17 protein-coding genes are annotated in these 13452 nt (G+C 44.3%); 8 read left to right on the forward strand and 9 right to left on the reverse strand.

All coding sequences use genetic code 11. The features are described 5' to 3' along the window. Nucleotides 1–5 precede the first annotated feature (5 nt). The gene (gene bepA / locus M9196_RS15145) at nucleotides 6–1457 is read right to left on the reverse strand and encodes a beta-barrel assembly-enhancing protease (protein ID WP_250618369.1); all 1452 of its coding nucleotides are present in this window, start codon (nucleotides 1455–1457) and stop codon (nucleotides 6–8) included. A gap of 300 nt (nucleotides 1458–1757) precedes the next feature. On the opposite strand from bepA, the gene M9196_RS23745 reads away from it, so the two are divergent. Both M9196_RS23745 and M9196_RS15150 read left to right on the forward strand, forming a co-directional pair. Continuing rightward, the gene (locus M9196_RS23745) at nucleotides 1758–1988 is read left to right on the forward strand and encodes a sulfurtransferase TusA family protein (RefSeq protein ID WP_406707689.1); all 231 of its coding nucleotides are present in this window, start codon (nucleotides 1758–1760) and stop codon (nucleotides 1986–1988) included. Further along, entirely contained in the window at nucleotides 1989–3056 is a 1068-nt protein-coding gene (locus M9196_RS15150) for an AI-2E family transporter (protein WP_250618370.1), read from the forward strand. Between the two features lie 110 nt (nucleotides 3057–3166). Here the strand turns inward: M9196_RS15150 and bcp are convergent, their stop codons facing one another. Next, nucleotides 3167–3637, reverse strand: coding sequence for a thioredoxin-dependent thiol peroxidase (gene bcp / locus M9196_RS15155; protein WP_250618371.1), 471 nt, complete (start codon nucleotides 3635–3637; stop codon nucleotides 3167–3169). 40 nt (nucleotides 3638–3677) lie between these two features. Next, complete coding sequence (locus M9196_RS15160; RefSeq protein ID WP_250618372.1) at nucleotides 3678–4223, reverse strand: glycine cleavage system protein R; 546 nt, start codon at nucleotides 4221–4223, stop codon at nucleotides 3678–3680. Nucleotides 4224–4667: 444 nt separating this feature from the next. Here M9196_RS15160 and dapA point away from each other — a divergent pair, with 444 nt between their 5' ends. Next, complete coding sequence (gene dapA / locus M9196_RS15165; protein ID WP_250618373.1) at nucleotides 4668–5546, forward strand: 4-hydroxy-tetrahydrodipicolinate synthase; 879 nt, start codon at nucleotides 4668–4670, stop codon at nucleotides 5544–5546. Nucleotides 5547–5595: 49 nt separating this feature from the next. Further along, nucleotides 5596–6627 (forward strand): outer membrane protein assembly factor BamC, encoded by a 1032-nt coding sequence (gene bamC, locus M9196_RS15170; protein WP_250618374.1) that lies wholly within the window; start codon nucleotides 5596–5598, stop codon nucleotides 6625–6627. A 26-nt stretch (nucleotides 6628–6653) separates the two neighbouring features. Here the strand turns inward: bamC and M9196_RS15175 are convergent, their stop codons facing one another. The 4 genes from M9196_RS15175 to M9196_RS15190 all read right to left on the reverse strand — a co-directional run bounded on the left by M9196_RS15175 (nucleotide 6654) and on the right by M9196_RS15190 (nucleotide 9093). After that, nucleotides 6654–6851, reverse strand: a complete 198-nt coding sequence (locus tag M9196_RS15175; protein WP_250618375.1) for a DUF2897 family protein — start codon at nucleotides 6849–6851, stop codon at nucleotides 6654–6656. 9 nt (nucleotides 6852–6860) lie between these two features. Beyond that, nucleotides 6861–7538, reverse strand: coding sequence for a M15 family metallopeptidase (locus M9196_RS15180; RefSeq protein ID WP_250618376.1), 678 nt, complete (start codon nucleotides 7536–7538; stop codon nucleotides 6861–6863). A 2-nt stretch (nucleotides 7539–7540) separates the two neighbouring features. Then, complete coding sequence (gene dapE / locus M9196_RS15185; RefSeq protein WP_250618377.1) at nucleotides 7541–8677, reverse strand: succinyl-diaminopimelate desuccinylase; 1137 nt, start codon at nucleotides 8675–8677, stop codon at nucleotides 7541–7543. Nucleotides 8678–8742: 65 nt separating this feature from the next. Further along, complete coding sequence (locus tag M9196_RS15190) at nucleotides 8743–9093, reverse strand: ArsC family reductase (protein WP_250618378.1); 351 nt, start codon at nucleotides 9091–9093, stop codon at nucleotides 8743–8745. Nucleotides 9094–9397: 304 nt separating this feature from the next. Here M9196_RS15190 and M9196_RS15195 point away from each other — a divergent pair, with 304 nt between their 5' ends. Beyond that, nucleotides 9398–9679, forward strand: a complete 282-nt coding sequence (locus M9196_RS15195) for a winged helix-turn-helix domain-containing protein (RefSeq protein WP_250618379.1) — start codon at nucleotides 9398–9400, stop codon at nucleotides 9677–9679. A gap of 84 nt (nucleotides 9680–9763) precedes the next feature. On the opposite strand, the gene M9196_RS15200 is transcribed toward M9196_RS15195, so the two are convergent. Together M9196_RS15200 and M9196_RS15205 are read right to left on the reverse strand one after the other, a co-directional pair. Continuing rightward, nucleotides 9764–10114 carry a DUF4156 domain-containing protein gene (locus M9196_RS15200; protein WP_250618380.1) on the reverse strand — a complete coding sequence of 117 codons (351 nt, stop codon included), beginning with the start codon at nucleotides 10112–10114 and terminating at the stop codon, nucleotides 9764–9766. Then, nucleotides 10092–10442, reverse strand: coding sequence for a DUF2956 domain-containing protein (locus tag M9196_RS15205; RefSeq protein ID WP_250618381.1), 351 nt, complete (start codon nucleotides 10440–10442; stop codon nucleotides 10092–10094). The genes M9196_RS15200 and M9196_RS15205 overlap by 23 nt, the downstream gene beginning before the upstream one ends. 125 nt (nucleotides 10443–10567) lie before the next feature. Between M9196_RS15205 and M9196_RS15210 the strand changes: the two genes are divergently transcribed. From M9196_RS15210 to M9196_RS15220, 3 genes are all read left to right on the forward strand, one after another. Beyond that, nucleotides 10568–11062, forward strand: a complete 495-nt coding sequence (locus M9196_RS15210) for a DUF2919 domain-containing protein (protein ID WP_250618382.1) — start codon at nucleotides 10568–10570, stop codon at nucleotides 11060–11062. A gap of 35 nt (nucleotides 11063–11097) precedes the next feature. After that, nucleotides 11098–12000: a Dyp-type peroxidase gene (locus tag M9196_RS15215; RefSeq protein WP_250618383.1), complete on the forward strand. Its 903-nt coding sequence runs from the start codon at nucleotides 11098–11100 to the stop codon at nucleotides 11998–12000. 159 nt (nucleotides 12001–12159) lie between these two features. Next, complete coding sequence (locus M9196_RS15220; RefSeq protein WP_250618384.1) at nucleotides 12160–13296, forward strand: flagellin; 1137 nt, start codon at nucleotides 12160–12162, stop codon at nucleotides 13294–13296. Nucleotides 13297–13452: the final 156 nt, after the last annotated feature.

Below are 13452 nucleotides of genomic sequence, written 5' to 3' on the forward strand. Positions count from 1 at the left end.
CCTTTTTATTGTAATGCCATGAAACGGTCTCGTTGAACCAATAGTTGGTCGATACGAGCGTCATAGCGAGCTTGTTTTAAACTTCCTAATGCAGCAAGTTGGCTAGCTTGTGAGTAGAGCTGGATCGCTTTATCCCATTGTGCATTTAATGCCATGATTTCAGCTCGTGCCGCTAAATCACCTTCACTGTTACTCAACTTAATATTGGCTTCTGAAAGTAGGTGCCAACCATTGGTATCGTCGGGGTGGTCATGGGTGTAGCGCTGTAATACTTGAACCGTTTGGTCTAGTTGGTCACTTTCTAGTAATGCATTGGCATAGTTGAGAGTAATCACCGGATTATTGGGTTTGGTCTTTAAGGCTTTTTGCATCAACTGCACAGATTTCTCTGGCTTACCTTGCGCAATATAAAGATCGGAAGCGGCATCAAGGTAGAAATTATCGTTGGGTCTTGATTTGAGCAGTCTCGTTAAAATTGCCTCGGATTTGTCGAGTTGATTATTATCTAAATACACCAATGCTTTGCCGTACTCAAAAGAGTCTTTAATGGCAGGGTCGGCTTTCTTTGCTGTGCGCGCGAACCAATCTAGCGCCGCACTTTGTTTTATACTGGCATAGCGGGCGACGACCCTTGCTCTTGCTAGGTGGTAATCAATAGAAGGCAATACTCGCAATGGTGGGTAGTTTTGCGCACGTGCTCGCGTATCGGTAATACGATCCTCGGGTAATGGGTGAGTCAGGAGCATGGGTGGCGGTTTACTGGCATAGCGATAGTCATCAGCAAGTCGACCAAAGAAGCGAGGCATATCATTGACGTCAAATTTGGCTCGAGCCAACGTCGCAATGCCAAAGCGGTCGGCTTCTTTTTCATTACTTCGGGTGTAGTTTATGGACGCTTGCATTGAGCCTGCGGTGGTTGCTGTTAATGCTGCCATACCGGCTTGAGGAGAAGCAATCGCCAGTAGTAAGGAGCCTACGAGCGCTGCAACCGTAGCCGGTGAACGTCGTGCTTCATCTTCCATTCTACGAGCTAGGTGTCGCTGAGTGACGTGGGCAATTTCGTGCGCGATTACAGAGGCAAGTTCGCTTTCCGTATGGGCGTGAAGAAATAATCCGGTGTGCAAGGCGACATGACCACCAAAAAACGCGAAGGCGTTAATATTGCGGTCACGAATCAAAAAAAACGTGAACGGCGTTTTTACATCGTTGGCACTGGATACTAAGCGGTGCCCAATAGAATCAACATACTCAACCATTACGGGGTCGTTGACGATTGGCGAGCTTGCTCTCAGCATTCGCATGTAGGCGTCACCATAGATGATTTCTTGGTCTATGGTTAATGTGGCGCCTGCCGCCGTACCAATTTCAGGCAGATCCGCTTCAGCATATGTGACTTGCGGCATGCCTAGAGCTGTCGCAACACATAGGCAAACTAAAGAACGGGCGCGTTTTAACATACTGATTCAAGTAACTCCTGTGATTTGGTAGTTTTGACCACTATTGTTGAGCTTGGTTTCCTACCTTTTTCCATATCCCCACATTTTTGCATATGGCTTAATGATTAGGAAGCACTTAACGCTCTATGTCCCTCGCCATTAAATGATGAATATCTCCTAGGAAAGAGGATTATATTTATTGTCAGGGTGTATAAATGTCGATAAATGCATTTGTGAATGTGAATGATAAGCAATGTGCGATAGCACCAAATCGTTTAGGTGTTACTATAGAGGCACATAACTTAAGTTGTTAGTAAACGAATGTCGATTCAAACCTTAGATCTTAGTCAAGAGCGTTGCCCAATGTCACTTCTATTAGTGAAACGTTCTTTTAAGCCCTTAGGGCTCGACGAACAATTGCATATTCAATTAATAGATGAGAGCTCAATAAGAGATATACTCAACTACCTTATGATGCAAAATGCCGACGTAGATTGCTCAAAAGCAGGGAACGTCACCACACTTACTGTCAGTAAACAGGAAAATTTGTAGATGCTAGATATGATTCGTCGTTGGTACAAACGACGCTTTTCCGATCCAGAGGCGGTAAGCCTTGTCCTTATATTGCTATGTGGTTTCATCACCATCTACTTTTTTGGGTATCTGATTGCACCTCTACTTGTCGCTATTGTTCTTGCCTATTTACTGGAGTGGCCCGTCAGTCAACTGTGCCGAATTGGACTGCCTAGAACCGTGTCGGTTATCGGGGTTATTCTATTGTTCATCAGCTTGATGTTACTCGCAGTGTTTGGTTTGGTACCAACGATTTGGAATCAAGTCGGTAACCTGATCAACGATGTGCCCAATATGTATGCGGGAATGCAAAAATTTGTCGTAGAAATTCCGAAACGTTATCCAGATCTTGCTGAAATTCACTTGGTCGAGTCGGTGATGTCTAATCTCAAGAATAAAGTTTTACTGCTTGGTGAAAATGTGGTTAAGGGGTCATTTGCTTCGTTAGTCAGCCTAGCAGCGTTAGCCGTGTACTTGATATTGGTTCCGCTATTGGTTTTCTTCTTGCTCAAAGATAAAGAAGAAATGGTCGGTATGGCAAGTGGCTTACTGCCTCGCAATCGCCGCTTGGCGAATGAGGTTTGGGTGGAGATGAACCAGCAAATTTCTAACTACATACGTGGTAAGGTGTTAGAAATACTGATTGTTGGTAGTGTCAGCTACATTACTTTCGCAATTTTAGACTTACGTTATTCAGCGTTACTTGCTGTGCTGGTGGGATTCTCGGTGTTGATTCCATACATAGGCGCTGCGGCGGTTACTGTCCCTGTCGCTATCGTCGGTTTATTCCAATGGGGGCTCACCCCACCATTTTACTGGTTGTTGCTCGCTTATGGCATCATTCAAGCACTAGATGGTAATGTTTTAGTCCCTGTGCTGTTCTCTGAAGCGGTTAACTTGCACCCTGTAGCGATTATTGTCGCCGTGTTAGTCTTTGGTGGGCTGTGGGGTTTTTGGGGCGTGTTCTTCGCCATACCGTTGGCAACTTTAGTCAAAGCGGTTTGGAATGCGTTGCCAAGTCATGAAGATCCCAGAACGACAACCTAAGACTGACATAATGGATTGTGTGGGTTACTGAGACACAACTGTGAATCGTGAATCGAAATAAGAAAAGCCTCGCAATAGCGAGGCTTTTTTATGTTTACAACGACGTTTAATTAGGCGTTGTCTTTTAAATAATCCAAAACAACATCATGGTGAGTTTTGGTTTTGAACTTGTTGAATACGTGCTCAATCACACCATTTTCATCAATCAGGAAGCTAATGCGGTGCAGTCCATCGTAAACTTTACCCATGAATTTTTTCTCGCCCCAAACGCCAAATTGGTCAGCAGCAATGTGTTCTTCGTCCGATAACAAAGTGAAATTGAGGTTATCACGTTCAATAAATTTACCTAAACGCTTTACCGGGTCGATACTGGCACCTAGTACGACGACATTATGCTCCGCCAGTTGAGATTGAATATCACGTAAGCCTTGGGCTTGCACCGTACAGCCCGGTGTCATTGCTTTAGGGTAAAAATAAAAAAGAATTTTTTTACCTTTAAAGTCGCCCAGCGAGACGGTATTGCCATCTTGGTCGAGAAGGCTAAAGTTTGGTGCTGGTGAGCCAGCCGTCAGCGTATTCATGTTGATTCCTTTGAAGTGATTATTTTTATAGGTAATTGACTTATAGCTTGTTGCTACTAATAAAATTAAGAGAACCGCGCACCGACAAGGTTTGGCATAGTGCATCAAATTCTTCTTGCAGCTGCATTAAATTGCAGTTTTCTTCGACATTGGCGCTTAGGGCGATCTGGAATTGGTCAATATCCGTACCCGCTCGCTCTTTAACTATGGTTTGTGCACTTAATGAGGCAAGGCCAATATCTCGGTCAGCAAAAAATTGTGTGAATTGCTCGGTTAGGCCGACGCGGTCTTCTGACTCAACGAAGACTTCAACGGTATATTGGTTAGCGAGAAAATCATGCTTAGAGGTGCGCTTCATCATAGTGATGAGGTCATGCTCTTGGCCAAGTAGTGGCAATGTGGTTTCAACGCGAGTGATATGACTGCTGTTGCCAGAAATCAGCATAATCAAAGTAAATTCATTGCCAAACATAGCAATACGGCTATCGACGATATTGCATCCTGATTGAGTGACAAGGTGCACCAATTCGTTGCAAATCCCTGGGCGATCGGTACCAACGGCGGTAATGACTAAGTATTGATTCATAGCGACACTTCTATTCCATGTTTGTTGATATGGTAGCACAACTCAAATTAAAGCTCTTGTGGTTGCTGTGATGAAAACCACCGATGTTTTTGTTGAAAGTGTTCTCTAATGTCCCCTTAAATGCGGCTAAAGGCTTCAATCTGTGCAAACCGATCCTAACGACATTCACGATCTTAGGCTTTTCTCTCCTTAGATTAAGCGTCAACTTAGAAGCTCAGTGAAATAATAGAAACTAACCGAAAATAATAGAGGCTAACCAAGATATTCTGGCTAAATTTGACGGTTGGTTGACACCGATATTCACCAAAAGCGCATCTTATACGTGCCTCATATCTGAAATCTGTAATTAATCATTCACTTCTTTATGGGAACTGTTTTTAATCTCTTGTGTTTATCAATATCATTACAGTACCATGCAAGAAGTATCAATTTAGGGAGATAGCCATGTTTTCAGGAAGTATTGTTGCATTAATAACCCCATTCACTCCAGATGGTGAGGTGGATTTTGTTAGCTTAAAGAAGCTAGTGGATTTTCACGTTGACGCGGGTACTGACGGCATCGTTGCAGTCGGAACGACGGGTGAGTCTGCAACATTAACTGTAGAAGAACATGTCAAGGTTGTCGCTAAGACGGTTGAATTTGCCGCTGGACGAGTACCTATTATTGCAGGTACTGGAGCGAATGCTACACATGAAGCCATTACGTTTAGCCGATTGCTAAATAACGTGGGTATTGCGGGCTGTTTGAGTGTGACTCCATACTACAATAAGCCAACTCAAGAAGGGTTATATCAGCATTACAAAGCGATTGCTGAAGAGAGTGATATTCCACAAATCTTATACAATGTTCCAGGACGCACCGGTGTCGATCTCCTGCCTGAGACGGTGGCGCGCCTGTCTAAGATTCCAGGTATTGTTGCATTAAAAGATGCGACGGGTGATTTGTCACGAATTCAAATTCACCGTGAACTTTGTGGCGAAGATTTTATCTTACTAAGTGGAGATGATTCAACCGGGTTGGATTTCATTCAACAAGGTGGTAAAGGGGTTATCTCTGTGACCAACAATATTGCAGCGGCTGATATGGCTAAGATGATGGATCTTGCTCTAGAAGGTCGATTTGAAGAAGCGCATGTAATCAACGCGCGACTCATGACACTGCATAAAAACCTGTTTGTTGAGTCAAGCCCTATTCCGGTGAAGTGGGCGGCGCACAAAATGGGTTTGATTGAAGAAGGTGGTCTACGTTTGCCACTGACTGAACTGTCAGAACAAGCTAAGCCAGTCGTTGCTCAGGCAATGTCGGAAGCTTGTATCTACTAAAATAGATTATATAAGAGGAGCGTTATGCTCCTCTTTTAAGGGAGTCTCAATGAAATTTTCTCGTCAGCTAGCGGTCTCTTCGTTAGCTGTTATTGTATTAGCTGCTTGCTCTAGTGATCCTAACACTCGTCGTGAAGCAAAAGATGATTTCAACTATTTAGAAACGCCGGAGCTTCGCACTTGGCAATTGGCTGAAGACGCCACTCCACAATTCTACCCTAACTATGAGATCCCAGAGGGTGACTTTAAGGGTGGAATCGGGCGTGAAGTTGATATTCGACCACCACAACAAGTACTGGAGTTAATTCCAGGAGCCCGAGTTGAACGTCAAGGTTCTGAAGTGACATTATGGCTTCTTAAGCAAGACGAAATGGACAAAGTATGGGCGACAGTCCAAAAAATGCTTACCGAGATCGATGTCAAAGCGCTTGAAGAAACCGATGACCGAATTGAAACGGCTTGGGTAACTTGGATTTCTGAAGATGAAGATGTTGAGATTGGCAGCCGATATGAAATCACACGCTTTGAAGCCAACCGTCGTTTTGGCTTTAAAATGGAATTGATTGATTGGCGAGAAGCCGGCACAGTGAAGCCAGTAACTCGTACCAATGAAGAGCGTTATAACACCTTGATGACCAACTTGGTTACAGCACGTTATGATCGTGATTTACGAGAAGAAGCAGAGTTGAAAGCTCAGCAACTGGTTAAATCAATTCCAATCAGTATGGGTACAGACCGCAGTGGTCTACCTGTTATTATTGCGCGTACCCCGTATAACGTGATGTGGCAAGAAGTCCCAGAGTTATTGCCTAGAATGGGCTTTACTATTGATTCTCGTAATCAGTCTCAGGGTACGGCCAAGGCCAAGTACGCCTCACCAGATGATGAGTTTTGGAATGATGTTGGCTTGAAGCCTATCGATCTAGAGCCGGGAGAGTATACTTTCCTATTTGGTGATCTTGGTAACCGTACGTCAATCAATGTCACCGACAAAGATGGCAAACCGGTCAACGAGAGCTTGTTACGCTCGTTGGAGCCGTTAATTTCGACGGTGATAAAACAGGGTAAAGCGAGCCAATAAAATAAAAAGGACCATTATGGTCCTTTTTATTTTTTATCATGCTTGCCGTATTTTTCTTTATCGAGTTCGTTAAGTCTATCGAGCTCGTATTTTCTTTTCTTAGCCGTATTTTTTTGGTTATCAAACTTCATGTTAGCGGTGTACTTTAAAGCAGCAATGTTACCAAATACCACCGCTAAAACCACAATGATGATGACCCAAGGGTTGAATAGCCATTCAATCATAATTTGCCCTCAAAGGCTGATGTTGATGATGTATTGATTGTAGATGGTATTAAGCTCGGAGAGTATGGTATCTCGTCCCAAAATTTCAGATTGCTTAATGATCTCACTCAATGCTTCAACCGTCATATGGTTCAAATTTTCTTGTGAAGCTTGACGATGACTGATGTGCCAAGGCTCGAAAGCAACACCATTAGTCAGGCTTTGTTGATAGGGAAAAAAGAAGCCGTAACTTGCAAGGTTCTGATTTAGCCACTGGTAAAAGGCGTGTTGATGTCCATTCAAATATTCCCAGGGCTCTAGCAGTAGTGGCGTATCTTCTGGTAGTAAGTTTCCAGCATAGACATCAAAATCCGTTCCCCAATGATGGCGGCTTGCGCCGGGAAGAGCGCTCCATTTCAAAATGGCAAACACCTTTTCTTTTTCAGTCAGTTGCTCGGTGATTAGTGGCTTTCCATGGCTATCCAGGATCGGTCGAGTGCCATTCATTTTGTTGTTCCAAATGACTAACTGTCGCTGGAAACTGCGATAGCCACTGGCGATGAAAAGGTCAAAGCCAGCGGAGGATGCCGCTTGTATTAAATGCGCCAAATCCTTGTGAACATTTGGGTGGACTTGAAATAAACGTTGAGCGACCTTTAAATCGATCAGTTGGGTGTCATCGAGTCCTACAAGCGACGTATCTATCATTATTACTGACCGAGTAAGTTAATCAGTGTGTGCTCATACATATCGGTGAGCTTTTCAAGATCGCTGACGTTAACACATTCGTTTACTTTATGAATGGTTGCGTTTACAGGACCGAGTTCAACGACTTGTGTGCCCATTTTTGCAATAAAGCGACCATCGGATGTCCCACCGGTTGTAAGAAGTTCTGGCTTTTGGTTATTCACTGTCGCGACTGCATCAACGACTGCGGTGAGCAAATCTCCAGTGTCCGTTAGGAAGGGGTGACCACTGAGCGTCCATTGTAAATCATACTCTAGGCCATGTAAGTCGAGTGTTGAATGGACACGTTTCTTAATGTCTTCATCGGTTAATTCAGTACTGAAGCGAAAGTTGAACTGGACATTAAATTCGCCAGGGATGACATTACTTGCCCCTGTGCCTGCATGCAGGTTTGGAATTTGAAAGCTTGTTGGTGGAAAATACTGATTACCGTCATCCCACTTAGTTGCCGCTAACTCAGCCAATGCGGTGAGGGATTGATGGATAGGGTTACGAGCTAATTGAGGGTATGCAACGTGACCTTGAATCCCTTTAACGCATAGGTCGCCAGTGATGGAGCCTCTGCGACCATTTTTAACAACGTCTCCAACATGCTCGGTACTGGAAGGCTCACCCACGATACACATATCAATAAGTTCATTACGCGCCATTAAGGTGTCGACGACACGTGTCGTACCGTTGATAAAAGGACCTTCTTCATCAGACGTAATTAAGAACGCAATGGATCCGGTGTGATCAGGGTTGTTTTTGATGAAGCGTTCAACGGCGACGATCATGCAAGCGAGTGAGCCTTTCATGTCGGCAGCGCCGCGGCCATGTAAGTGACCATCAATGATGGTTGGCTCAAACGGTGGAGTATGCCAAAGGTCGAGAGAGCCAGCAGGCACGACATCTGTGTGACCGGCGAACGCAAAAAGTGGCGCGGCGGTTCCGCGGCGAGCCCAAAAATTAGTGGTATCTTCGAATACCATAATTTCAATGTCGAATCCTAGGGCTTTAAGTCGCTCTATCATCACTTTTTGGCAATCGGCATCTTCGGGTGTTACTGATTGGCGGCTAATTAAGTCTTTTGCTAGTGCCAAAACGGGGCTGTCTGTCATCCTTGAGGATCCTTGTATCTTATTTTTAACGGTGTTATCGGAACTGGTCACAGTGACCGATAGGGTTATAGATTGAAAATTTGTTGGTATTGTTCTGCCTTAAAGCCAATGTGCAGTTGATCGTCAACTTTGAGAATTGGGCGTTTAATCATGGCAGGCTGCTCAACCAGCAGAGCGACAACATTCGTTTCGTTTAATTGTTCTTTTTGTTCTGGTGATAACTGACGGTATGTGGTGCCACGTTTGTTGAGTACTAATTCCCAGCCGAGTTGCTGACAAAACTGTTCAACTAATTCAGGGGTAATGCCTTGCTTACGATAGTCGTGAAATTGGCATTCAATGTTATTGGCTTCAAGCCATTTTTTTGCTTTTTTGATGGTGTCACAGTTTGGAATTCCAAACATAGTTGTCGACATATTGGTGTCCTTTGAGCGCTGATGATCCCTCTTTAGATATGAGGGTTCTTGTTATGGGTGTTGTTCTTTGCATCCTATCAAGAAGTGTTGTGAGAGACAAAGCCTGTCGGTCTTGGTCGGACTTTTACTCGTTGGTTTTTAGGTCAGTTTGGCGAAGAATTACCGTGATTTGCTGCAAAATCCTAAAGAGTCGTTACAAAATCAAGGTAATTGAAACAAAACCGATTATCGAGAAATTGATCAAGCGCAACACCATGCTGGTGAAATTGAATATATTGGTGAAGCACATAATTAGGAGGTGTCAATGGAACTGAGTCCTGTATTTGCACGTCGTCTCTATCTTGCACTGCTTGTTGAGAGCATAGACAGACCGAATGTGCCAAAGCTGATTGAAAGAACGGGGTGGCCTCGTCGCACCATACAAGATGTGATCAAAGCGCTACCCGGTATCGGTATTGAACTGATGTTTGTTCAAGATGGGCGTAGACACAATGATGGATATTACCAGTTATCTGACTGGGGACCGTTTGATAGCCAATGGGTCGTACAGCGTAAAGTTGATATTGAATCAACGTTAGGCGTATAGCAGCAATGGTCATCTTCGAACGGGGATGAAATATTAAGAACGTGCGAGCGAATAAAAAATAAAGCCAGGGTCTAGACCCTGGCTTTATTTTTGGCAATCGTAAGCGCTACCGAACAGTGTGACAGATGTTTGGAAATCAATTGGCAACAGTAGATAGACCGTATTAGCGCCTATTTCGGCCGCGTTATTTTTAATGTCATTCATCGCACCTCGTGCCATAGTGCTATTGAGTAGGAAGAGAAAGTTATACCAATGCCCTTCAGAGCCAGTCACGTCGCCTTTCCATTGGCACTGTGACGTATCAATATTTTGATCCAATCTCAGTACCACGGATGCAGATTGTTGCGTGAGGTTATGCGCAGGTGACGAGCACCCGGATAACATGACAATGCAGAGCAATGCCGCTGATATTTTATGAGTGCAGAAAGAATACATACGCAGCAAAACCTATCCAGCTGATCGTTAATAACCCCCAAGGCAGCCTCGAAGGGGGCGTTACGGCTTGAGGTGAGACAGAGTCACTTGGTTCCGTGTGATCCGTTATCGCGGGTTTTAGTTTCTCTCTTCGTTGTTTTTTTTGGGCTTTATCCGCTTGGCGTTTTTTCTCTTTTTGTTGTTTCTTATAAAGGGCGATCCCTTTTTCAATCCCTTGTGCGACTAATCGCGTTTGCTCTTTCGTTTGACCGGGTTTTTGTGTGGACTTTGCAATTCTCATTGCTTCTTGCTGAGTTTCAGCGGATGGGATGGGTTGTTGATTTTTCATTATTTATAAATACCAAGCGACTCGCAAATACATTGTCTTTATTTTATCACAATGTCGCGCATGAACTTGAATAGTCATACGTGCAACTCAATATAATGTGATACGAGACAAAGAGAGATAGACACATGCGCTATGCATTTGAGCAATACGATAAACATGGTTTTTTAAAAGCCCCCATTTGGTTATGGTTAGGGTGGTTTTTCCTGATCCGAGCATGGGTGGTGTTTGTCGTGGCTGGCGCTAGCCGAAATGATGGTGTAACCATTCTAGAGTACGTCTACCCTGATCAGCAGATGCTGTATATAGGGCTTGCGATGGGATTGCCTATTGCTATTGCGATGTGGCTGATCAGTTTAAGGAAGCCGGAGTCGACATTCATAAACGGACTGGTGAACTACTTGAAACCGATTTCTTTGGTTGTGGTCGCAGGGCAGTTGATCCACACCACGTATTTAGTGAATTTACAACATTGGGGGTTCAGTTGGACCAATGCGCTGACCTTAGTGCTGCTACTTTGGTTCGCCATTTATTTGGTCAACAGCCGTACTGTGGTAGATTGTTTGGCAATTCCAAACGATATCCGTTCGGTTACTGATCACAATCATAACTCTAGTCACTAGTTAAAAATACACTGAGCAAAAATAGAGGAGTTTTTATGTCATTACCACAAAGTGCCATTATCCCAGATGCGGAACCTTTCGCGCTGTATACGCAATTGAAAGTGAACCAAAATCCGCAACAAGTGCTCGCTGCATTACAAGCCTTACCTAAGCTGGTGGATGATCTCAATCAATCTCAACCCGACGCAGCTTTGACGTTATCTCTAGCATTCAGCCACCAGTTTTGGACCGGACTTACTCAGTCAATGCCAGCTGAGCTGAAGCCGTTTCCTGAATTAGGTGAAGGCGAGATTCATGCGCCTTCGACAGATGTGGATGTACTCATTCACTGTCATTCTAAGCGTCATGATTTACATTTCTTCGTTTTGCGTAAGTTGATGTTAGACATTTCATCCGATGTGACGATTGTCGACGAGACTCAAGGGTTCCGATTTATGGACTCACGCGATATGACAGATTTCGTCGATGGTACTGAAAACCCTAAAGGCGAAAAGCGTGCAGAAGTCGCGCTCATCAGCCAAGGTGAATTAGCTGGCGGCAGTTATGTGATGGTCCAACGTTTTGAACATAACCTTCCTGCTTGGAGTCGACTCAATGTTGCGGCACAAGAAAAAGTGGTTGGTCGAACTAAGCCAGACTCCATTGAACTCGACGATGTGCCAGCGGCCTCTCATGTAGGGCGAGTGGACTTGAAAGAAGAAGGCGTAGGGTTGAAAATTGTTCGTCACAGCTTGCCTTACGGCAGTGTCAGTGGCGCGCACGGTTTACTGTTTATCGCTTACTGTAATACGGTTCATAACTTTGATGCGATGCTTGAAAGTATGTACGGGGTAACCGATGGGAAAACCGACCAATTGCTGCGTTTTACTAAAGCCGTCACTGGCGCGTATTTCTTTGCCCCTTCTCAGGGCATGCTAGCTGAGTTGACCGTAAAATAATGGCCTTTGCTCGATAGCGATCAGTATAACGACCAATATAGAGTTTCTTGCGGTTCGAGCAAGAAACTCGTTTGCTTCACTTGCACACCGGGTTTACCTTCCTTAAGTTTTTCTTTTACCCGCCGATATCAATAACAATCATCTGTTTTGTGGATTGTTATGTCTATTACCGTTAATACCAATGTTAGTGCAATGATGGCGCAAAATCAGCTCCACAAGGCGACTGACGCTCTAAATCAATCGTTAGAGCGATTGGCGTCGGGCAGTCGTATTAATAGCGCAAAAGATGACGCGGCAGGGCTACAAATTTCCAACCGTCTAGATGCACAAATCTCGGGATTAAGTGTCGCGCAACGAAATGCCAACGATGGTATTTCCATCATGCAAACGGCGGAAGGTGCTATGAATGAAACATCGAAAATTTTGCAACGTATGCGTGACTTGTCGTTGCAGTCATCTAATGGCGCGAATTCTCCTAATGACCGGCGAGCTTTGCAAGAAGAGTTCACTGCACTTAACGATGAGCTAAATCGTATTGCAGAAACGACCTCTTTTGGCGGAAGAAAGTTACTCAATGGTCAGTTTGGCAGTACGTCTTTTCAAATTGGCGCGGCAGCAGGGGAGGCATTGCAGGTTGAGCTTAAGAGTATGCGAACCGATCAGCTGCAAATGGGCGGATCGGCGTACCAATCATTGAATGGAGCATCGGAAAATTGGCGTGTTATGCAAGGTCAGCAACAGCTTAGCTTTAGCTATGTAGACTCAGCAGGTCGTAGTATGACAGAAACAATTGAAGCGAAAATTGGCGATGACATAGAGCAGGTGGCGACATACATTAATGGTCAAACAAAGGTGTTGTCGGCATCTGTGAATGAGCATGGACAATTACAGTTGTTTGCCGATTCGCAAAAAGTGACGAACGAAGTGACGTTTTCAGGGGCGCTAGCAAGCGAATTGCAGATGGAGACGCAAGGTTTTGTCACCGTTGACGATCTGTCGATAGATTCGGTAGGCGGCGCTCAGCTGTCCGTTTCTGTTATTGATAAGGCAATGAAGTTCGTTGATAGTCATCGCTCAGAATTGGGGGCCAATCAAAATCGACTTGGACATACCATTAATAATCTCGCTAATATGGAAGAGAACTTGTCATCGTCGAGAAGCCGGATCCGAGACACCGACTACGCCAAAGAAACCACGCAAATGATTAAACAGCAGATATTACAGCAAGTAAGCACGAGCATTTTGGCTCAAGCGAAGCAAACCCCGAACTTAGCCATGACCTTACTGCAATCATAACGCCGGTATTCGACGTTACGTCTAATAACTTTAGACTTTTTTATGATTAACTTCTGCTTTTTCCTGCTTTATCACACTCCAAACCGATATCACCGAAAAAATCCAATTATCTTTAAAAAAAACTCAAGTTCTTGCTTTGCAAGGCGATAAAGAAAG

This window comes from Vibrio methylphosphonaticus (assembly GCF_023634655.1).
Lineage (GTDB): Bacteria > Pseudomonadota > Gammaproteobacteria > Enterobacterales > Vibrionaceae > Vibrio > Vibrio methylphosphonaticus.

Coding starts and splice junctions, on each gene's coding strand:
- M9196_RS23745 (WP_406707689.1), top strand. CDS start 1,758: ATGTCGATTCAAACCTTAGATCTTAGTCAAGAGCGTTGCCCAATGTCA.
- M9196_RS15175 (WP_250618375.1), bottom strand. CDS start 6,851: ATGATTGAATGGCTATTCAACCCTTGGGTCATCATCATTGTGGTTTTA.
- bepA (WP_250618369.1), bottom strand. CDS start 1,457: ATGTTAAAACGCGCCCGTTCTTTAGTTTGCCTATGTGTTGCGACAGCT.
- M9196_RS15180 (WP_250618376.1), bottom strand. CDS start 7,538: ATGATAGATACGTCGCTTGTAGGACTCGATGACACCCAACTGATCGAT.
- bamC (WP_250618374.1), top strand. CDS start 5,596: ATGAAATTTTCTCGTCAGCTAGCGGTCTCTTCGTTAGCTGTTATTGTA.
- M9196_RS15215 (WP_250618383.1), top strand. CDS start 11,098: ATGTCATTACCACAAAGTGCCATTATCCCAGATGCGGAACCTTTCGCG.
- M9196_RS15195 (WP_250618379.1), top strand. CDS start 9,398: ATGGAACTGAGTCCTGTATTTGCACGTCGTCTCTATCTTGCACTGCTT.
- M9196_RS15190 (WP_250618378.1), bottom strand. CDS start 9,093: ATGTCGACAACTATGTTTGGAATTCCAAACTGTGACACCATCAAAAAA.
- dapE (WP_250618377.1), bottom strand. CDS start 8,677: ATGACAGACAGCCCCGTTTTGGCACTAGCAAAAGACTTAATTAGCCGC.
- M9196_RS15210 (WP_250618382.1), top strand. CDS start 10,568: ATGCGCTATGCATTTGAGCAATACGATAAACATGGTTTTTTAAAAGCC.
- M9196_RS15150 (WP_250618370.1), top strand. CDS start 1,989: ATGCTAGATATGATTCGTCGTTGGTACAAACGACGCTTTTCCGATCCA.
- M9196_RS15205 (WP_250618381.1), bottom strand. CDS start 10,442: ATGAAAAATCAACAACCCATCCCATCCGCTGAAACTCAGCAAGAAGCA.
- dapA (WP_250618373.1), top strand. CDS start 4,668: ATGTTTTCAGGAAGTATTGTTGCATTAATAACCCCATTCACTCCAGAT.
- M9196_RS15160 (WP_250618372.1), bottom strand. CDS start 4,223: ATGAATCAATACTTAGTCATTACCGCCGTTGGTACCGATCGCCCAGGG.
- M9196_RS15200 (WP_250618380.1), bottom strand. CDS start 10,114: ATGTATTCTTTCTGCACTCATAAAATATCAGCGGCATTGCTCTGCATT.
- M9196_RS15220 (WP_250618384.1), top strand. CDS start 12,160: ATGTCTATTACCGTTAATACCAATGTTAGTGCAATGATGGCGCAAAAT.
- bcp (WP_250618371.1), bottom strand. CDS start 3,637: ATGAATACGCTGACGGCTGGCTCACCAGCACCAAACTTTAGCCTTCTC.